Consider the following 18,590-nt stretch of genomic DNA (forward strand, 5'->3'; position numbering starts at 1 on the left):
CCGTTAAGTCTCCCCCCCTCAACACATAAAATAAACCCCCCACCCCCCACCCCGGGTTGTCTCTCGATTCGCCCAACCACCCCCCCCCCCCCAACCCCCCCCCGGCGGTGTTCAGGAGCCGGTTCGGGGTGCCGCCCTCGTCGCCGCCGGCGATCTTCCCCGGGACCGCGTTGTCGACGATCCACTTCTTGATCGTGGCGCTGGGGGCGTCGCCGTAGGTCTGCTTGTACAGCGCGGCGACGCCCGCGGCGAAGGGCGCGGCCATCGAGGTGCCGGTGTAGGAGGCGGTCCGGCCACCCGGCGTGGTCGCGACGATGCTGGTCCCCGGCGCGTAGACGCTCACGCACGGCCCCGTGCTCGACGAGCTGTTGCGCCGGTCGTCGATCGTCGAGTTGGCCACCACGAGCACCCCGGACGCCGCCCGCGGGGCGACGCCGCAGTCGTTCGCCCCGTTGTTGCCGGCCGAGGAGGCGACGAACACGCCGTCGTCGATCAGGTTCGTGACCGCGGAGAGCAGCGCGTCCGAGGGTCCGTAGCTCCAGGACATGACCGCCACCGCGGGGCCGCCCCGGTGGTTCTGGAGTACCCAGTCGATGCCCGAGAGCAGCGAGGAGAGGGTGCCGGAGCCGTTGCAGTCGAGCACCTTCACCGCACGGACCTGCGCGTCCTTGGCCACGCCGTAGTCGCGCGAGGCGGCGATCCCGCCGACGACCGTGCCGTGGCCGTCGCAGTCGCTGTCGTTGCCGTCGATCGTGTTGGTGCCCCAGGCCGCCCGGCCGCCGAACTCCGGATGCGTGACGTCGACGCCGGTGTCCACCACGTAGACGGTGACGCCCCGGCCCGTGGCGCGGGTGGTGTAGCGGCCGTCGAGCGGCAGGTCGCGCTGGTCGATCCGGTCCAGGCCCCAGTTCGGCGGGTTCTCCTGGGTGGCCTCGGTGAGCCCGGGCAGCCGTGCCGACCGGGGCCCCAGCGGGTCGAACCGCCGGTCCTCCTCGATCCCGAGGATCCCCGGCAGCCCCTTCAGCTGGGCGAGCTGCTCGGCGGTCAGCCGGGCGGCGAAGCCGGTCAGCGCCCGGGTGAAGACGGTCGTCGGCGAGACCCCGACCTCGGAGGCGGCGTCGGTCGCCCGCTGCGCGTCCTGCGCGAGGACCACGTAGTCGCCCGGCAGGCCGGTGCTCGCCGGCGCGCCGACGGACAGGTCGGCGGAGAGCGCGGTCCCCGCGGCGTCGGCCGGACTCGCCAGCGCGACGGAGCCGGTCACCGGGAGGAGCCCGACGGCGATCGCGACGAAGGCGAGCCGCAGCAGCTGACGTGTCACGGAAAGCGACGGTAGGCCCCCACCGCCCCGCGACATAGGTACACGATAGTGGCTCGGGTGACTCCTGTGACCCGAGAGGTGACCCTGAGTTGCGAGAGACAGGAGCGTGTGAATGCCCGCTCCGGGCGCTTCACGCCGTCGGGTCAGCCCGCGGGGTGGATCTCCACCTCGGTGGCCTTGACCGCGAACCAGAGCGCGCTGCCGGGCTCGGCGGCGAGGTCGGCGACCGCGGCGGGCGTGACGTCCGCGGCGAGGCCGTCGAGCCACTCCGGCCCACCTTCCCGCGGCGCCGCCCGCAGCCGGACGACGTCGCCGCGCGGCTCGATCGAGGCCAGCCGGACCGGCAGGACGTTGCGGGGGCTGCCGTGCGGCTCCTCGGCGAAGACCGCGACCGCCGACGGCGGGAACACCGCCACCGCCGGTTCCCCGGCGCCGCCCGGCCCCCCCGTCTCCCGCCCCGCGATCACCGTGCCGTCGCCCGTGCGCAGCACCCCCGCCTCGCGGACCCCGGGAATCAGGTCGAGGCCCGCGATACGGGCGGTGAAGGCGCTGCGGGGCCGGCCGAGCACCTCCCGCGTGGGCCCCCGCTCGACGACCCGCCCGTGCCCCAGCACGACCACCCGGTCGGCGAGCACCAGCGCGTCGAGCGCGGAGTGCGTGACCAGCACCGCGGTCTGCTTGCCGTCCCGGATCACCCGGCGGAGCAGCGAGCGCATGGCGGGGGCGGCGTCGACGTCGAGGGCGGCGAGCGGCTCGTCGAGCAGCAGCAGGCCGGGTTCCGGCGCGATCGCGCGGGCCAGCGCCACGCGCTGCTGCTGGCCGCCGGAGAGCTGGGCGGGCCTGCGCCCGGCGAGCCCCGGGACGTCGGGCAGGACGTCGGCGAGCAGGGCCCGCGCCCGCGCCTCGGCCTCCCGCTTCGGGACGCCCCGGGCCCGGGGCCCGAACGCGACGTTCGCCTCGGCGGTCATGTGTGGGAAGAGCAGCGCCTGCTGAGCGAGGAGTCCGACGCCGCGGCGGTGCGCCGGCACGAACACGCCCGCCCCGACGTCCGTCACGGTCTGGTCGCCCACCCGCACGTGCCCGGCGTCGGGCCGCAGCAGCCCGGACAGGATTCCGAGCAGCGTCGACTTGCCGGCGCCGTTGGGCCCGAGCACGGCGACCACCTCACCGGGCGCGGCGGACAGGGCCACGTCCAGGGAGAACGACTCCCGGTCGAGCCGGACGTCGACGTCGAGACTCATGTGAGCCCCTCCGACCCGCGCGGCCGCCCCAGGACGATCACGACGATCGCCACGACGACCAGCAGCAGCGACAGCGCGACGGCCCCGTCGACGTCCGTCTCCCGCTCCAGGTAGACGAGCAGCGGCAGCGTCCGGGTGGTGCCCTGCAGGCTGCCGGCGAAGGCGATGGTGGCGCCGAACTCCCCCATGCACCGGGCGAAGGCCAGCACCGCGCCGGACGCGAGACCGGGCAGGACCAGCGGGATCGTGACCCGCCGGAAGGCCAGCGACGGCGAGGCCCCGAGGGTGGCCGCGACGGCCTCGTACCGCCGGCCCGCGGTGCGCAGCGCCCCCTCCAGCGAGACGACGAGGAAGGGCAGCGCCACGAAGGTCTGCGCGAGCACCACGGCGGCCGTGGTGAACGGGACCGTGATCCCGAAGGCCAGCTCCAGCCCGCGCCCGACCAGGCCGGTGCGGCCGAGCAGGAACAGCAGCGCCAGACCCCCGACGACCGGCGGCAGCACCAGCGGGAGCAGCACGACAGAGCGCAGCGTCCGCAGGCCCCGCACCCGCCCGCGCGCCAGCACGACGGCGAGCGGCCCGCCCAGCAGGATGCACAGCAGCGTGGAGATCGCGGCCGTCTCCAGCGAGAGCCGGAGGGCGTCGAGCGCCGCGTCGCTGAGCAGCAGCTCGGGCATCCGCGCCCAGTCGGCCTTCCACAGCAGGCCCACGACCGGGAGCGCGATCAGCAGGAACGCGAGGCCCGCGGGGATCCACACGAACCACGGGAGCCCGACCGACTGCTCGTGCCGGTCGGGCTTCCGCGCGGTCCGTGCCCGCGTGGCGGGGGGAGCCGTCATGTGCTCACGAGGGGACTCATGCGGCGCCGAAGCCCTGGGCCTCGAGCGTCTTCTGCCCGGTCTCGCCCTCGACCAGCTGGACCCACTTCTGCGCGAGGTCGGCCTGCGGGGCGTTCTTCACCACGGCGATCGGGTAGTTGGTCTTCGCGGCGGAGGACTCCGGGAAGCTCACGCCCTGGACCTGCCCCTTCGCGGCGTTGACGTCCGTGACGTAGACCAGGCCCGCGTCGGCGTTGCCGGTGGACACCTTGCTCAGCACGGACTTGACGTCGTTCTCCTCGCTGACCGGCTTCAGGTCGACGCCGGTGCTCTGCTCCACCTTCGTGGTGGCCGCCCCGCACGGTACCTGGGGCGCGCAGACGACGGTCTTGACCTCCGGCTTCGCGAGGTCGGCGAACGCGGCGACGCCCTTGGGGTTGCCCGGCGCCGTCGCGATCTGCAGGACGTTCGTGGCGAACACGGTCGGCGCGGCGGCGGTGAGGCCGGCGTCGGACACCGTCTTCATCGTGGAGTCGCTGGCCGCGGCGAAGACGTCCGCCGGGGCGCCGTTGACGATCTGCTGCGCCAGATCGGACGAGCCGCCGTAGCTCAGCTTCACGTCGACGCCCGGGTTGTCGGTCTCGAACTGCTTCTCGAGCGCGGTGAACGACTCGGTCAGCGACGCTGCCGCGAACACCGTCAGCGTGCGCGACTCCGGCGCCGCCGACGAACCGCCGCTGCTCGGGGCCTGCGACGGCGAGCTGCACGCCGCGGCGAGCACGACGGCCAGGCCGGCGACACCGGCGGCCACGAGACGCTTCATGAACTTCCTCCGGGGATCTCCACCACGACGTTCGTGGACTTGACGACGGCCACCGCGAGCGAACCGGGCTCCAGGCCGAGGTCGCGGACCGCCTCGCTGCTCATCAGCGAGACGACCCGGTGCGGCCCGCACTGCATCTCGACCTGCGCCATCACCTGGTCCGTCAGGACCGCGGTGACCAGCCCGACCATGCGGTTGCGGGCCGAGCGCCGGACGCCCGACGGGTCGGCCGGCGCGGTGGCGTGGTCGCGCGCGAACTCGGCGAGCACGACGCCCTCGATGACCTTGCGGTTCGACGCGTCCGGATGCGCGGGCAACGTGCCGGCGTCGACCCAGCGACGCACGGTGTCGTCGCTGACCCCGAGCAGGCGCGCAGCCTCGGCGATCCGGAATTGCGGCACAGTAGGGATCCTATGTCCGCGTCTGCGCGAGTCGCTACCTGGCGGGGGACGCAGATCACGTGGGGCCCGTTGTTTAATGCAGGTGCATTGTGGTGTCATTTCCGGGTGGACTTCGAACCCAGCGCCGCCGCCGCCGACTACACCAAGCGCATGCGTGCGTTCCTCGACGAGGAGGTCCTCCCCGCCGAGGCCGCGTACGACGCCTTCCGCGCCGAACGCCGCGGGACCCCGCAGGAGTGGGATCTGCCGCCCGTCGTCGAGGAGCTGAAGGCCAAGGCCCGCGAGCGCGGGCTGTGGAACCTGTTCCTGCCGTCGATCTCGGGGCTGTCGAACCTGGAGTACGCCGCCGTGGCCGAGGTGTCCGGCTGGTCGCCGGTCATTGCGCCGGAGGCGATCAACTGCCAGGCCCCGGACACCGGGAACATGGAGACGCTGCACCTGTTCGGCACGCCCGAGCAGAAGGAGCAGTGGCTCGACCCGCTGCTGGAGGGCGAGATCCGCTCGGCCTTCGCGATGACGGAGCCGCAGGTCGCCTCGTCCGACGCGACGAACGTCGAGACGCGCATCGAGCGGCAGGGTGACGAGTACGTCATCAACGGCCGCAAGTGGTGGATCTCCGGCGCCGCCGACGAGCGCTGCCAGATCTTCATCGTGATGGGCAAGACGGACCCCGACGCCGCCAAGCACCGCCAGCAGTCGATGGTCCTGGTCCCGCGCGACACCCCGGGCCTGGAGATCACCCGGCACCTGCCGACCTTCGGCTACCAGGACCAGCACGGGCACTCCGAGCTGAGGCTCACCGACGTCCGGGTGCCGGTGTCGAACCTGCTCGGCGAGGAGGGCGGCGGGTTCGCCATCTCCCAGGCCCGCCTCGGCCCGGGGCGCATCCACCACTGCATGCGGCTGATCGGCATGGCCGAGCGTTCCGTGGACCTCATGGTCAAGCGCGCCAAGGACCGCGTCGCGTTCGGCCGGCCGCTGGCCGACCAGGGCGTGGTCCGCGAACAGATCGCCCTGTCCCGCATGGAGATCGAGCAGTCCCGGCTGCTGGTCCTCAAGACCGCGTGGCTGATCGACAAGTTCGGCGCCAAGGGCGCGGCCAGCGAGATCGCGGCGATCAAGGTCGTGGTCCCGCGGATGGCCTGCACGGTGATCGACCGGGCCATGCAGGTCCACGGCGGCGCCGCGATGAGCGACGACTTCCCGCTGGCCTACTTCTACACGTGGGCCCGCGCGCTGCGCTTCGCCGACGGACCCGACGAGGTGCACATCCGCTCCGTCGCACGCCAGGAGCTCGCCCGGCACTAGACCCGCCAGGGCCTCACGGCCGGGCGGATGCTCCGCCGAACGGCCCTTGTCCGGTTCCCCGGACGAGGCCACGGTGGAGCGCGCCCGGCCGCGTCGGCGAAGCGGAGGCGATGCCCGTGCGAAGAGCACACGCCCGCGGGAGCCGAACGGTGTCCGGGCCCGGTTCCGCCATCTCCCTCCCGCCCGTGCAGCCGCCCGCCTGAGCGCGGGCGCGGGTCCGGCTCCTGACCGTGCACGCACTCACCACGGGAGTCACCCATGCTCACGCTCACCGACGTCCAGACCCGGCTCGCGGAGTGCCGGGAGAAGTCCGGCGCCGCGCTGCGCGCCGCTGAGGCGGACACCGACGCGTCCGTCGTCCTGCTCGCCGTCGTCCGGGAGTTCGACTCGAAGGCCGCGAAGGCCGGCCGGCTGGCGGCCGAGAGCGACGCGGCGGCGCACGACGCCGTCGTCGAGCTCGAGCAGGCCGCGGACAGCGCCAAGGCGGCGGCCGAGGCCGACCCGGGCCTCGACGCGAAGGCCCGCGAGGCCGTGCTCGACGCGCACCTCGCGATCTGCATCCTCAAGACCGAGATCTGACCCCGGCGCCCAGTGTCCGGCGGGCGGGGTGATCCTCGCCTTCCGGACAGGCCGGAGGCGCCGTCGCGGCCCGCTCCTGCGGCCCGCGGCGGCGTCCGGACCCGCATCTGCGGAGCCCTCTGACCTGGCGTTTCGTGCCCTGGTTGAAGATCACCCCGGGCGGCTACCCTCGTGTACGTGACCGCAACCGAGCTGGGTCTCCCTGCCCTGCGGGGGACCGCGAAGCGGGACCCGGGCCGCCCCGACGACAGCCGCCTGATCGACGGGTTCGGCCGGGTCGCCACCGATCTGCGCATCTCGCTGACGGACCGGTGCAACCTCCGCTGCACCTACTGCATGCCCGCCGAGGGCCTCGAATGGATGCCGCGCGAGGAACAACTGACGGACGCGGAGCTGGTCCGTCTGGTCACGATCGCGGTCCGCGATCTCGGCGTGCACGAGCTCCGCTTCACCGGCGGCGAACCGCTGCTGCGCAAGGGGCTCGAGGAGGTCATCGCCGCCTCGGCCGCCCTCGAGCCGCGGCCCGACATCTCGCTGACCACGAACGGCATCGGGCTCGCCCGCCGGGCCGAGGCGCTGGCCGCGGCCGGTGTCAACCGGCTCAACGTCTCGATGGACACGCTGCGCCCCGAGCGCTTCGCCAGCATCACGCGCCGCGACCGGCTGTCCGACGTGCTCGCGGGGCTCGCCGCCGCCCGTGCGGCCGGCCTGGAGCCCGTCAAGATCAACAGCGTGCTGCTGCGCGGCGTGAACGACGACGAGGCCACGGACCTGCTGGCCTTCGCCGTCGAGCACGGCTACGAGCTGCGGTTCATCGAGCAGATGCCGCTCGACGCCCAGCACGGCTGGCAGCGCGCGGAGATGATCACCGCGGGCGAGATCATGGAGAAGCTGTCCACCCGCTTCACCCTGACGCCTGACGGCGAGGAGCGCGGCGGTGCGCCCGCCGAGCGCTATCTCGTCGACGGCGGCCCGTCCCGCGTCGGCGTGATCGCCTCGGTGACCCGGCCCTTCTGCGGCGCCTGCGACCGCACCCGGCTCACCGCCGACGGGCAGGTCCGCTCCTGCCTGTTCGCCCGCACGGAGACCGACCTGCGCGCCCTGGTGCGCGGCGGCGCGAGCGACGCGGAGATCGCGGACCTCTGGCGGTACGCGATGTGGGGCAAGCTCGCCGGGCACGGCATCGACGACCCCGGCTTCCTGCAGCCCGACCGCCCGATGAGCGCGATCGGCGGGTGAGGAGAATGAGTCCGGTGACCACCACCGCACTGCGGACCGTGACGGTCCGGTACTTCGCGGCCGCGAAGGCGGCCGCCGGCCGGGACACCGAGTCCGTCGAGGTGCCGGACGGGACCACCGTCGCGGCGCTCGGCGACACGCTCGCCGAGCGGCACGGCCCCGAGTTCGCCCGGGTGCTCGCCCGCTGCTCCTACCTCGTCGACGAGGTCGCCGTGCGCGACCCGCAGCGCGTGCTGCCCGAGGCCGCCGTCGTCGACGTGCTGCCGCCCTTCGCCGGGGGCTGAGCGCCCGCCCCCACCTGCGGGCGCCACCCGTGAGTGTCGGAACGCGGCGACCGCGACGGCCAGCGCGGCCTTCGGCGTCGGCTCCGTCGGGCTGCGCGGCCCGGGACCGTCCGTCAGCGCGCTCCGCCCGCGGGTTCGCCGACGCCGGTCACGCTGCGGTAGGAGGGCCACGAGCCACCCCTCGTGCTGACCGGGGTCGCGGCCAGCACCGCGTGCACCACGGCACGGGCGACGACGTCGGCGGCCGCGGCGTGCAGGGCGTACAGCGCCTCGGGGCCCGGTGCCTCGCGGTCGCCGGTGGCCAGGGCGAAGATCGCGTCGCCGTCCATCGCGGTGTGGACGGGATCGAGGGAGCGGGCGTACCCGTCGTGCGCGACCGTCGCGAGCCGCCCACAGCCCGCCTTGTCCAGCGTCGCGTCCGTGGCGACCACCGCGAGCGAGGTCGCCGTGGCCGGGGTCAGCGTGCGGCGCCGGCGGAACACCGCCGCCAGCTCCTCGACCGCCTCCGGTGCGACCTCGGTGTCGGGGAACTCGCCGGGCAGGCCGTGCCGGGCCCCGAGCAGCCGCCCGGTGGGGCCGTGCACCGGCGAGCCCGTCGCATTGACGGCGACGAGGGCGGCGACCGTGGTGCCGTCGTCGAGGACCACGCTGGCGGAGCCGATCCCGCCCTTCAGGCCCCCGGCCGTCGCGCCGGTGCCCGCGCCGACCACGCCCTGCAGGACGGGACCGGGGGCCGCCGCGTCGTAGGCCGCGGCCCCGGTCTCCGCGGTCGGCCGCGCGGTGAAGCGGCCGCCCCGGCCGAGGTCGAAGAGCACCGCGGCCGGCACGATCGGGACGACGCCGCCGGGCACCGGGAAGCCCTCGCCCGCCGCCTCCAGCCGGTCCATCACCCCCTGCGCCGCGGCCAGCCCGTACGCGCTCCCGCCCGAGAGCACGACGGCGTGCACGCGTTGCACGGAGTTGCCGGGGGCGAGCAGGTCCGTCTCGCGCGTACCGGGCGCGGCCCCGCGGACGTCCGCCCCGGCCGTCGCACCCCCGCGCGGGCAGAGCACCACCGTGGTGCCGCTCAGCGCGTCCTCCCCGGTCACCGCCGCGTGCCCGACCAGGATCCCGGGGATGTCGGTGATCGCGTTGTGCGCGCCGGCGTGCATGCCCCCGATCCTCGCACTCCGTCGTCGTACTCCACACGAACGTCGCCCACCGGGCGATCACCCTCACAAGCTTTCCCCTGATCGTCGTTCCGGTGCTCTGACGGTCGACCGCACTGCCGTGAACGCACCGGACGGGCGATCCCCGGGCGCGCCTTCCGAAGCTGCACTCTTGATCGCCGCTTCAGTGCAGTGACGGTCGGCCGCACCGCCGTAAGCGCACCGAAACGATGAGCGCCGAGAAGGCCCCTTCCCGCGCTGCGTTCCTTGATCGCCGCTTCGGTGCACTCGAGGCCAGTCACACTGCCGCGAGCGCACGAAGTCAGCGATCACCGACAGCGCCCCGCGAGGACCGCCTGACCGTCAGCTCGCGGTCGGATCACCGAGAACGCCGAGGGCCGGCGACCCTTGCGGGTCGCCGGCCCTCGGGCGTGTCAGGCCGCGGTCAGCTCTTCCGCAGCGCGCGAATGATCAGGAAGATCGCGAGCAGCACACCCAGCCCGCCGGCGACGGGGACGAGCCGCTTCACGATCGGGGCGCCCGCGGTGTCGAGCAGGTCGATGGCGTCGACGCTGCTCTTCAACGGGGCGGGCTTGCTGGCGGCCGGGGTGGCCGTCGGCTTCGGGAGCTCCGAGGCGACCCCACCTGCGGTTGGGGTGGCCGGGGCAGCCGTGGTCGCCGGGGTGACCGGCTCGGCCGCGGCGGGGGCCTGGGCCTCGTGCTTCTCGGCCAGCTTGTCGGCGAGGCAGGACGAGAACTGACCGATGATCTTGTCGGCGACGTCCGAGATCACGCCGCGGCCGAACTGGGCCGGCCGGCCGGTGATGGTCATGTCGGTGACCATCGTGACCTCGGTCTTGTCCGGGCCGTCGGCCTTCATCGAGCCGGTGACCTTGGCGGCCGCGGTGCCGTTGCCGCGCGAGTCGCGCCCCGTGGCGTCGATGACGACCTTGTGGTTCGCGTCGTCCCGCTCGATGTAGGTGCCCTTGCCCTTGTAGGTGAGGGAGATCGGGCCGAGCTTCACCTTCACGGTCCCGGTGAACGAGTCGCCGGTGTACTCCGTCAGCGTGGCGCCGGGGAAGCAGGGGGCGACGGTCTCCGGGTTGTTCAGGGCCGCCCAGGCGTCCGCGATGGGCGCCGCGATCGTGAACTTGTTCTCCAGCTGCATGACTTCCAGTCTCCTCGTCGGCGGGTCCGCCACGCCCGCGGCGGGCGGAGCTCCTGGTAGGAGAAACGGCGGGACGCCTGCCCGGTGTCCCGGGCAGGCGTCCGGCCGTCCTCGCGGATGCCCTAGCCGGCGGCCGCCAGCACCGCCCGGCCGGTGAGCACCCTGGCCAGGTGTTCACGGTAGTCGGCCGCGGCATCGGCGTCACTCGGAGCGGCAGTGCCCTCCGTCGCGTGTTCGGCGGCGGCGCGGACCGAGTCCGCGGTCGCGGGCTGACCCACGAGCGCCTGCTCGACGCCGGTGGCCCGGAGCGGGGTGGTGCCCATGTTGGTCAGCCCGATGCGGGCCTCCGCGATGGAGCCGCCCTCGACCCGCAGCGCGGCCGCGACGGCCACCATCGACCAGGCCTGCGCGGTGCGGTTGAACTTCTCGTAGTGCGTGCTCCAGCCGGTGTACTTCGGGAACCGGACCTGCGTGAGGATCTCGCCCTCGCCGATCGCGGTGGTGAAGTAGTCGACGAAGAACTCGGCCGCCGGGACCGTGCGGGTCCCGGAGGACCCGGCGATCACGAACTCGGCGTCGAGCGCCAGGGCGACCGCGCCCAGGTCGCCGGCCGGGTCGGCGTGCGCCAGCGCGCCGCCGAGGGTGCCGCGGTGGCGGACCTGCGGGTCCGCCACGGTCGAGGTGGCCTGCGACAGCAGCGTGACGTGCTGCTTGACGAGGTCGTCGCGCATCACGTCGTGGTGCGGGGCCATGGCGCCGATGGCGATCCGGTCCCCGTCCTCGCTGATCCGGCGCAGTTCCGCGATGCCGCCCAGGTCGATGACGACCGACGGCGCGGCGAGCCGGAGCCGGAGGACCGGCAGCAGGCTCTGCCCGCCGGCCAGGATCTTGGCGTCGTCCCCGCCCTGCTGGAGCGCGCTGACGGCCTCCTCGACCGTCGACGGCCGGACGTAGTCGAACTTGGCGGGGATCACTGGACCTCTCCCTGCGGGTTGTTGGGGTCGATGGAACCGAGGCCGGCGCCGGGCGAGTGGGTGTCGATGGGCGTCTCCTGGGTGGAGCGGCCCTTCGCCTCCTGGATCGCGCGCCACACGCGCTGCGAGGTCGTCGGCATCTGGATGTCCTCGACGCCGAGGTGCCGGATCGCGTCGAGCACGCCGTTGACGATCGCCGGGGTGGAGGCGATGGTGCCCGCCTCGCCCACGCCCTTGACGCCGAGCGGGTTCGACGTGGCCGGGGTGCTGACGATCTCGGTGGTGAAGCTCGGCAGGTCGGCCGACGACGGCAGCGTGTAGTCGACGAACGTGCCGTTGACCAGGGTGCCCTGGTCGTCGTAGTTGGCCTCCTCGAACAGCGCCTGCGCGATGCCCTGGGCGAGCCCGCCGTGGACCTGGCCCTCGGCGATCAGCGGGTTGACGACGTTGCCGATGTCGTCGACGCAGACGTAGTGGCGCAGCTTCACCCGGCCCGTCTCGGTGTCGACCTCCATCGCCGCGAGGTGCGTGCCGTGCGGGAAGGAGAAGTTCTCCGGGTCGTACACGGCGTCGGAGTCGAGCGAGGGCTCCATGCCCTCCGGGTAGTCGTGGGCCATGAACGCGGCGAACGCGATCTCCTGGATCGCCTTGCCCTTGTCCGTGCCGCGGACGGTGAACTGCCCGGCGCTGAACTCGATGTCGCCCTCGTCGGCCTCGAGGAGGTGCGCGGCGATCTTCTTGGCCTTCTCGATGACCTTGTCCGCGGCCATCGTGATCGCGATTCCGCCGACGACCAGCGAGCGCGAGCCGTAGGTGTCGAGGCCCTTGGGCGACGACGCGGTGTCGCCGTGCAGGATCTCGACGTCCTCGAACGGCACGCCCAGCTTGTCCGCGACGATCTGGCTGAACGCGGTCTCGTGGCCCTGGCCGTGCGCGGAGGCGCCGGTGATGACCTCGACCTTGCCGGTGGCCAGCATCCGGATGCTGGCGGCCTCCCAGCCGCCGGCACCGTAGGCCAGCGAGCCCAGCACGCGCGACGGCGCGAGGCCGCACATCTCGGTGAAGGTCGAGATGCCGATGCCCAGCTGGACCTGGTCGCCACGCTCGCGGCGCTCGGCCTGCTCGCGGCGCAGGGCGTCGTAGTCGAAGAGCTCCTTGGCCCGGGCGGTGGCCTGCTCGTAGTTGCCCGAGTCGTAGGTCAGCCCGCACACCGTGGTGAACGGGAACTCCTCGTGCTTGATCCAGTTCTGCTCACGCAGCTCCAGCGGCTCCCGGCCGAGCTCGACGGCGAGCTCGTCGATGATCCGCTCGATGCCGAACGTGGCCTCCGGACGGCCGGCGCCGCGGTAGGCGTCCGTCAGCGTCTTCGTGGTGAAGACGTTGGTGGTCTGGAAGCGGTAGGCGGGGATCTTGTAGATCGCGTTGAACATGAACGCGCCCAGCACCGGGACGCCCGGGCCGACCAGGCCCAGGTAGGCGCCCATGTCGGCGAGGAGCCGGACGTCCAGGCCGGTGATCGTGCCGTCCTTCTTGGCGGTGATCACGAGGTCCTGGATCTGGTCCCGCCCGTGGTGGGCGGTGAGCATGCACTCCGAGCGCGTCTCGGTCCACTTGACCGGCTTGCGCAGCTTCTGCGCGAGCAGGACGGTCATCATCTCCTCGGGCAGCACGCCGATCTTGCCGCCGAAGCCGCCGCCCACGTCCGGGGCGATGACCCGCAGCTTCGACTCGGGGATCCCGAGGACCACCGTGGTCATGGTGCGCAGGATGTGCGGGATCTGGGTCGCCGACCAGATGACCATCTGCTCGCCGGTCGGGTCGACCACGCAGGAGCGCGGCTCCATGAACGCCGGGACCAGGCGCTGCTGGCGGAACCGGCGCCGGACGACGACCTGGTCCGGGTCGGCCTCGGCCGCGGCGATCGCGTCGGCGACGCTGCCGCCGGTGCCGGCCTCGCCCGAGTCGAAGACCCAGGTGGCGGACTCGTTGGTGCCCAGGTCCGGGTGCACGAGGGTGGCGCCCTCGGCGAGCGCGGCCTCCATGTCGAGGACCGGGTCGAGCGGGTCGTAGTCGACCTCGACGAGATCGGCGGCGTCCTTCGCCTCGGCGGCGGTGCGCGCGACGACGACGGCCACGCCCTCACCGGCGAAGTGGACGGTGTCCTTGGCCAGGACGGGGCGCTGCGGCGCCTTCTGGTCCGGGGTGATCGGCCAGGCGCACGGCATGCCCACCTCCTCGGCACCCAGGTCGGCGAGGGTGTAGACGCCGTGCACGCCCGGGGCGCGCTTGGCCTCGGCCGTGTCGATGCTCGTGATCCGCGCGTGCGCCAGCGGTGAGCGGACGACGGCGACGTGCAGGGTCCCGGGCGGGGTGATCGCGTCGGTGTAGCGGGTCCGGCCGGTGATGAGGCGCGCGTCCTCCTTGCGGACGCGGGCCTTGCCGAACTCGAGTGCGGTGGTGTCGGCGGTCGCGGTCATCTCTCAGTCTCCTGCGACGGGTGCGGGCGTCTCGGTGGGGGCGGACGCGCCGGGCTTCATCATCTGGGCCGCGCGCTGCACGGACCGCACGATGTTCTGGTAGCCGGTGCAGCGGCAGAGGTTGCCCTCGATGCCCTCGCGCACCTCGTCCTCGTCGGGGTCGGGGTTGTCCCCGAGCAGGTCGACGGCGGCCATGATCATGCCCGGCGTGCAGTAGCCGCACTGCAGACCGTGGCACTCGTTGAAGGCGGACTGCACCGGGTGCAGCTGGCCGTCGCGCGCCAGGCCCTCGATGGTCAGCACCTCGCCGCCGTCGGCCTGCACCGCCAGGACCGAACAGCTCTTCACGCTCTGCCCGTTCAGATGGACGGTGCAGGCACCGCAGTTGCTCGTGTCGCAGCCGATCAGCGTGCCCGTCTTCCCGAGCCGTTCCCTGAGGTACTGGACCAGCAACATGCGGGGCTCCACCTCGTCGGCGTAGTTCACGCCGTCGACGGTGACCCGGACCTCTGCCATGAGTCTCTCTCCCAACCGCGGTGGTGGTCGCGTCCTCCGGGAGAGCCACCGGTGGCCGGTGCGCTCTCGGGCCGCCCACACATCTGTGGCGGCGAGCACATCACACTCCCGATCTTCATGCGGTGCAAGACGCCCAAAGTCCCCTCCCACCAGCGCAGAGAGGTCGGCCGCACGCAGTTCCGCACTCGCGGACCATGGCGCCCGACGGATCCGCAGCCGCGGTTGTTCCACGCAAGACCAATCACCCGTCCGGACCAGTCCTGTCGGGGGGTCAGGTCACTTCCGACCGGGTGAGACGGGCCGCAGCGCGGCTGTGTCGCGGGCCTTCCAGGCCCCCCACCAGAGCCCCGCGCCGTAGGCCAGGTCGTCCAGCCGGTGGGCGACCAGGTGGGTCACGGGGTCCGGTCGGACGGCCGGATCGTGCCGACGGTGGGTCCACCAGTCCCCCAGCCCCTCCGCGACGGCGGCGAGCAGGACGGCGCGCCGGGCGCGCCGGGAGAAGGGGAGCAGGACCGCGGCGAGCGGCCAGTGGTGCCGGAGCAGCGCGTTCCCGACCTGCAGGCCGGCGCCGGAGAGCCCGAGCCCGGCCAGCCGCGCGGCGGAGGCCCGCGGCCGTTCGAGCCGGGAGAGCTTGCGGGACAACCGTTCCGCCGCGACGGCGGTGACGGCCGCGGCCACCGGCACCGACCAGCGGCGCTGGGCCAGCAGCGCCGCGCACGCCGCCGCGGTCCACGGGCTGAGCACCATCGGCGGGACCGCGCCCCGGTGCCGGCGGGCGAGCGGCGCGGCCCCGGTGCCGTAGTAGGCCTTGCGCAGCCACCACGCGCGCGGCGAAGTCCGGTGGTCGTGCGCGACCCGGGCAGCCGGCTCGTAGCGCAGCCGGCGGCCGTCGGCGTGCAGCCGCAGCACGAGGTCGACGTCCTCGGCCACGTGCATGTCCTCGTCGAAGCCCGCGCCGACGGCGTCGCGGCGGACGAGCATGGCGGCGCTCGGCACGTAGGCGACGCGGCTGCGCGGCACGATCAGCGCCGGGTCGAGTCCGAGGTCCAGGCTGGAGCGCACGGCCTCGTAGCGTGCGATCGGACCGCGCACGGGGTGCAGCGCGACGATCCGCGGTGCCACCAGCGCCACCGCGGGGTCGGCGAGGTGCGCCAGCAGCGGGTCGAGCCAGCCCTCCTGCGGCACGACGTCGGAGTCCAGGAACATCACCAGCGGCGTGGTGGCCGCGGCCAGCCCGGCGTTGCGCGCCGCGGCCGGGCCACGCGGGGTTTCGTGCCGGATCACGTGGCCGTGCGCGGCCTTGACGGTCGCGGCGAGGCCCTCCGGATCGGACCCGCCGTCGTCGACCACGACGAGGCCGCCGAGGTCCGCGGGCAGGGTGGCCAGCAGCCGGTCGAGCGGGCGGTCCTTCACCGGGACGACGACGGTGACCTCGCTCCGCCCGGGCCCGCCGGGGATCGGGTGGGCCGGGTGGGCGAAACCGGAGTCGAGCAGCGTGCGGGCCAGGGCGCGCGAGGTCGGGTCGGCGACGGTCACGGCGTCGCCGTCGCCCAGGACGGCCTGCGCCCGCGGGGTCAGGTGGACGAGCTTCGGCGGCGCCCCGCCGAGCAGCGCCGATCCGCCGTCGCGGCCGGCCAGCCGGCGCACCCGCCGGTCCAGCACCACGCGCATCCCGTCCGGCAGCGGTCCCGGCCTCGTCGCACCCACCCCGGAATCCAAACACGCGGGAGCGGTCCCGGCCCCGCCCCGTGACGTGGGACCCTCACGCCGTGTCCTCCGGTGATCCGCTGCTCCCCCGGTACGGCGAGCGCTCGCTGGCCGAGGTGTTCCCGGCCGTCCTCGCCGCGCTGGGCGTGCCGGGCCCCGCGCCCGCGATCACGCTGCCGCCGGTGCGCGCGGCCGCGGTCCTGCTCGTCGACGGGCTGGGCGCCGAACTGCTCCGGGCCCACGCCGACGACGCCCCGTTCCTGGCCTCGGTCGGGGGCGAGCCGCTGACCGTCGGGTTCCCGTCGAGCACCTCGATCAGCATCACCTCGCTCGGCACCGGGCTGCCGCCGGGCGGGCACGGCGTGGTCGGGATCAGCTTCCGGGCCTGCGGGGACGCGCTGCTCGACTCCCTCAAGTGGACGACCTACGGCGAGCCCGAGCCCGCAGACCTGCGCGAGACCCTGCCGCCGGAGCAGGTGCAGCCCGCGCCCACCGCGTTGGAGCGGGCCGAGGCCGACGGCGTGCGGGTCACCTCGGTGGGCCCGCGAGCCTTCCGCGGCTCGGGCCTCACCCGGGCGGCGCTGCGCGGCGGCCAGTACCGCGGCGTGCTGGCACTCGGCGACCTCGCCGCCGAGGTGGTCGACGCGCTCGTCGGGCCGGGGCGGCGGCTCTGCTACGGCTACCACGCCGACCTCGACACCCTCGGTCACGTGCACGGCCCCGGCTCCACCGCCTGGCGCTACCAGCTGCGCCAGATCGACCGGCTCGCCGCGACGGTCGCCGACCAGCTGCCGCCCGACGCGCTGCTCGCGATCACCGGCGACCACGGCATGGTGCAGGTGACCCGCCGCTACGACGCCGACCAGCTCACCCCGCTTCGGCTCGGCGTCCGGCTGCTCGGCGGCGACCCACGGGCCCGGCACGTCTACGTCCAGGAGGGCGCACTCGACGAGGTCCGCGCCGCCTGGCAGGAGACCCTCGGTGACGACGCCTGGATCGTCACCCGGGACGAGGCGGTGGCCGCGGACTGGTTCGGCCCGCTCGGGCCGCACGTCGCCGAGCGGATCGGGGACCTCGTCGTGGCGCTGCGGGGATCGGCGGGGGTGGTGCGGACGGTCGCCGAGCCCGTCCTCGCCGGCCTGCCCGGCCAGCACGGCTCGCTGACCGCCGAGGAGCAGCTGGTGCCGCTGCTGGTGGCGACTACCGCGCGGTGAGGCGGTCGAGGTCGAGGGTGACCGGGACGCCACTCACCTCGGTCGTGACCTGCCCGCGGTGCTCGCCCGCGAGCTCGTAGTCGCCGTCGACCAGAACGTAGGCGGTCAGCAGGGCGGGGTCGGCGAGGTCGACGATCCAGTACTGCGGGATCCCGGCGTCGGTGGACTCGGAGAACTTGAGCACGCGGTCGACGCGACGGGTGCCGTCCGAGAGGATCTCGACCGCGAGCAGGACGTCCGGCGCGGCGTACCGCGGCGGGTTCTGCTCGTACAGGGCGGTTCGGGCCACGATGACGTCCGGGGCCCGGATGGTGAGCGGTGTGGCCTCGAGCAGCACCTCGACGTCGGCGAGCGGGATCGACTCGGGTGGCAGCTCGCCGTCGAGCACGCCCGCGAGCCTGGCGGTCGCCCGCTGATGCCTCGACAACGGCGTCGCCGCCATGACCAGCATGCCCTCGCTCACCTCGAGCCGGAGCTCGTCGCTCTCCGGCAGCGCCTCCCACTCCGCGAGCGTGAGCTGGTGGCTCGGCCACGACAGGGTCATCGCACGCCTCCTCCCCGCACCCGTGATGGCAGCCGGGACCGACGATCCCGCGCAGCTCGGCCCGATCGGGCGCGCGGAACCGCGGCGCCGTTCACCGGCGCGAACGCGGTCAGCTCCCGAACGCCAGCCGGCCCGTCCCCTCGTCCGGGTCCCACCGCGCGACGGCGGCGGCGAGCGCGTCGGTCATCGCGGCGAGCAAGGCCTCGCCCTCCTCGGCGGAGGCGCCCCGCGGGTCGCCGAGGATGCCGTTGGGGCTCACCGCGGCCACACCCTTCTCCCGCATCTCCGGCAGCAGCTCCCGCAGCGGAGCGGTCGCGCCGGGTTCGCGCTCGGCGCCGACCCGGGCTCCGAGCGCGAGCATCACGGAGGTCTCGGTGCGGCCGGCGTGCGCGTCGCCGCGGACCCCCGGAGCCATGCAGGGGACCCACGCGGCGTCGCGACCCTCGTACCGCAACAGCCGGACGGCCTCGACCAGGGTCCCGACATTGCCGCCGTGGCCGTTGACGAACACGAGCCGGGCCGCCCACCGGCAGGCCGAGCGGCCGAGCTCCACCAGGACGGCCCGCAACGCCTCGTGCCCGATCGACACGGTCCCGGGGAACCCCTCGTGCTCCCCCGCCGCGCCGTAGGCCACGGCGGGGGCGAACACCAGATCGGGGTCGCGCTGCTCCATCCGGGCGGCGACGCGCTCGGCCACGCGCACATCCGTCGTCACGGGCAGGTGGGGACCGTGCTGCTCGACCGACCCCACCGGGACGACCAGTGTCCGGGGTGGACCGTCGGCGAGGACCGTCCACGTGAGCTCGTCGGCCCTCACCGCTGACCTGCGAC

The 18,590-nt window shown here is 73.9% G+C and carries 18 protein-coding genes; 5 read left to right on the forward strand and 13 right to left on the reverse strand.

Annotated features, from left to right (window positions below; genetic code table 11):
• The 5 genes from AB0B41_RS29195 to AB0B41_RS29215 all read right to left on the reverse strand — a co-directional run.
• The coding region (locus AB0B41_RS29195) for a S8 family serine peptidase (protein WP_358208941.1) at positions 1-1,318 on the reverse strand (1,318 nt) is incomplete at its 3' end.
• Positions 1,319-1,461: 143 nt separating this feature from the next.
• Positions 1,462-2,559 carry an ABC transporter ATP-binding protein gene (locus AB0B41_RS29200; protein ID WP_358208943.1) on the reverse strand — a complete coding sequence of 366 codons (1,098 nt, stop codon included), beginning with the start codon at positions 2,557-2,559 and terminating at the stop codon, positions 1,462-1,464.
• A complete protein-coding gene (locus AB0B41_RS29205) occupies positions 2,556-3,398 on the reverse strand; it encodes an ABC transporter permease (protein WP_358208945.1) in 843 nt (280 codons plus the stop codon). The genes AB0B41_RS29200 and AB0B41_RS29205 overlap by 4 nt, the downstream gene beginning before the upstream one ends.
• A 16-nt stretch (positions 3,399-3,414) precedes the next feature.
• Positions 3,415-4,200 (reverse strand): molybdate ABC transporter substrate-binding protein, encoded by a 786-nt coding sequence (modA, locus tag AB0B41_RS29210; RefSeq protein WP_358208947.1) that lies wholly within the window; start codon positions 4,198-4,200, stop codon positions 3,415-3,417.
• A complete protein-coding gene (locus tag AB0B41_RS29215; protein ID WP_358208949.1) occupies positions 4,197-4,601 on the reverse strand; it encodes a TOBE domain-containing protein in 405 nt (134 codons plus the stop codon). Before AB0B41_RS29215 ends, modA begins: the two co-directional genes overlap by 4 nt.
• Positions 4,602-4,706: 105 nt before the next feature.
• Here AB0B41_RS29215 and AB0B41_RS29220 point away from each other — a divergent pair, with 105 nt between their 5' ends.
• The 4 genes from AB0B41_RS29220 to AB0B41_RS29235 all read left to right on the forward strand — a co-directional run bounded on the left by AB0B41_RS29220 (position 4,707) and on the right by AB0B41_RS29235 (position 8,011).
• Positions 4,707-5,909: an acyl-CoA dehydrogenase family protein gene (locus tag AB0B41_RS29220; RefSeq protein WP_358208951.1), complete on the forward strand. Its 1,203-nt coding sequence runs from the start codon at positions 4,707-4,709 to the stop codon at positions 5,907-5,909.
• A gap of 258 nt (positions 5,910-6,167) precedes the next feature.
• Complete coding sequence (locus AB0B41_RS29225; protein ID WP_358208953.1) at positions 6,168-6,488, forward strand: hypothetical protein; 321 nt, start codon at positions 6,168-6,170, stop codon at positions 6,486-6,488.
• Between the two features lie 177 nt (positions 6,489-6,665).
• Positions 6,666-7,727 (forward strand): GTP 3',8-cyclase MoaA, encoded by a 1,062-nt coding sequence (moaA, locus tag AB0B41_RS29230; RefSeq protein WP_358208955.1) that lies wholly within the window; start codon positions 6,666-6,668, stop codon positions 7,725-7,727.
• A gap of 5 nt (positions 7,728-7,732) precedes the next feature.
• Complete coding sequence (locus AB0B41_RS29235; protein WP_358208957.1) at positions 7,733-8,011, forward strand: MoaD/ThiS family protein; 279 nt, start codon at positions 7,733-7,735, stop codon at positions 8,009-8,011.
• A 113-nt stretch (positions 8,012-8,124) separates the two neighbouring features.
• Here the strand turns inward: AB0B41_RS29235 and AB0B41_RS29240 are convergent, their stop codons facing one another.
• The 6 genes from AB0B41_RS29240 to mftF all read right to left on the reverse strand — a co-directional run bounded on the left by AB0B41_RS29240 (position 8,125) and on the right by mftF (position 16,001).
• A complete protein-coding gene (locus AB0B41_RS29240) occupies positions 8,125-9,162 on the reverse strand; it encodes a P1 family peptidase (RefSeq protein WP_358208959.1) in 1,038 nt (345 codons plus the stop codon).
• A gap of 442 nt (positions 9,163-9,604) precedes the next feature.
• Complete coding sequence (locus AB0B41_RS29245) at positions 9,605-10,327, reverse strand: SRPBCC family protein (RefSeq protein ID WP_358208961.1); 723 nt, start codon at positions 10,325-10,327, stop codon at positions 9,605-9,607.
• 122 nt (positions 10,328-10,449) lie between these two features.
• Positions 10,450-11,301 carry a xanthine dehydrogenase family protein subunit M gene (locus tag AB0B41_RS29250; RefSeq protein WP_358208963.1) on the reverse strand — a complete coding sequence of 284 codons (852 nt, stop codon included), beginning with the start codon at positions 11,299-11,301 and terminating at the stop codon, positions 10,450-10,452.
• Entirely contained in the window at positions 11,298-13,778 is a 2,481-nt protein-coding gene (locus tag AB0B41_RS29255) for a xanthine dehydrogenase family protein molybdopterin-binding subunit (protein WP_358208965.1), read from the reverse strand. The genes AB0B41_RS29250 and AB0B41_RS29255 overlap by 4 nt, the downstream gene beginning before the upstream one ends.
• A 3-nt stretch (positions 13,779-13,781) precedes the next feature.
• Positions 13,782-14,294 (reverse strand): (2Fe-2S)-binding protein, encoded by a 513-nt coding sequence (locus AB0B41_RS29260; protein ID WP_358208967.1) that lies wholly within the window; start codon positions 14,292-14,294, stop codon positions 13,782-13,784.
• Between the two features lie 276 nt (positions 14,295-14,570).
• The gene (mftF, locus tag AB0B41_RS29265; RefSeq protein WP_358208969.1) at positions 14,571-16,001 is read right to left on the reverse strand and encodes a mycofactocin biosynthesis glycosyltransferase MftF; all 1,431 of its coding nucleotides are present in this window, start codon (positions 15,999-16,001) and stop codon (positions 14,571-14,573) included.
• Between the two features lie 62 nt (positions 16,002-16,063).
• Here mftF and AB0B41_RS29270 point away from each other — a divergent pair, with 62 nt between their 5' ends.
• Positions 16,064-17,215 carry an alkaline phosphatase family protein gene (locus AB0B41_RS29270; protein WP_358208971.1) on the forward strand — a complete coding sequence of 384 codons (1,152 nt, stop codon included), beginning with the start codon at positions 16,064-16,066 and terminating at the stop codon, positions 17,213-17,215.
• Here AB0B41_RS29270 and AB0B41_RS29275 read toward each other — a convergent pair.
• Complete coding sequence (locus AB0B41_RS29275; RefSeq protein WP_358208973.1) at positions 17,202-17,759, reverse strand: Uma2 family endonuclease; 558 nt, start codon at positions 17,757-17,759, stop codon at positions 17,202-17,204. The two genes, AB0B41_RS29270 and AB0B41_RS29275, sit on opposite strands and share 14 nt — an antisense overlap.
• 109 nt (positions 17,760-17,868) lie before the next feature.
• Positions 17,869-18,576, reverse strand: coding sequence for a mycofactocin biosynthesis peptidyl-dipeptidase MftE (gene mftE / locus AB0B41_RS29280; protein ID WP_358208975.1), 708 nt, complete (start codon positions 18,574-18,576; stop codon positions 17,869-17,871).
• Between the last annotated feature and the right edge of the window lie 14 nt (positions 18,577-18,590).

The sequence above is a fragment of the Pseudonocardia sp. NPDC049154 genome (assembly GCF_040648315.1).
Classification (GTDB): Bacteria; Actinomycetota; Actinomycetes; order Mycobacteriales; family Pseudonocardiaceae; genus Pseudonocardia.

Bases quoted from the DNA above. Each gene is read 5' to 3' on its own strand.
- AB0B41_RS29235 (WP_358208957.1), top strand. From the start codon at position 7,733: ATGAGTCCGGTGACCACCACCGCACTGCGGACCGTGACGGTCCGGTAC.
- modA (WP_358208947.1), bottom strand. From the start codon at position 4,200: ATGAAGCGTCTCGTGGCCGCCGGTGTCGCCGGCCTGGCCGTCGTGCTC.
- AB0B41_RS29205 (WP_358208945.1), bottom strand. From the start codon at position 3,398: ATGACGGCTCCCCCCGCCACGCGGGCACGGACCGCGCGGAAGCCCGAC.
- AB0B41_RS29245 (WP_358208961.1), bottom strand. From the start codon at position 10,327: ATGCAGCTGGAGAACAAGTTCACGATCGCGGCGCCCATCGCGGACGCC.
- AB0B41_RS29255 (WP_358208965.1), bottom strand. From the start codon at position 13,778: ATGACCGCGACCGCCGACACCACCGCACTCGAGTTCGGCAAGGCCCGC.
- AB0B41_RS29225 (WP_358208953.1), top strand. From the start codon at position 6,168: ATGCTCACGCTCACCGACGTCCAGACCCGGCTCGCGGAGTGCCGGGAG.
- AB0B41_RS29275 (WP_358208973.1), bottom strand. From the start codon at position 17,759: ATGACCCTGTCGTGGCCGAGCCACCAGCTCACGCTCGCGGAGTGGGAG.
- AB0B41_RS29260 (WP_358208967.1), bottom strand. From the start codon at position 14,294: ATGGCAGAGGTCCGGGTCACCGTCGACGGCGTGAACTACGCCGACGAG.
- AB0B41_RS29200 (WP_358208943.1), bottom strand. From the start codon at position 2,559: ATGAGTCTCGACGTCGACGTCCGGCTCGACCGGGAGTCGTTCTCCCTG.
- AB0B41_RS29240 (WP_358208959.1), bottom strand. From the start codon at position 9,162: ATGCACGCCGGCGCGCACAACGCGATCACCGACATCCCCGGGATCCTG.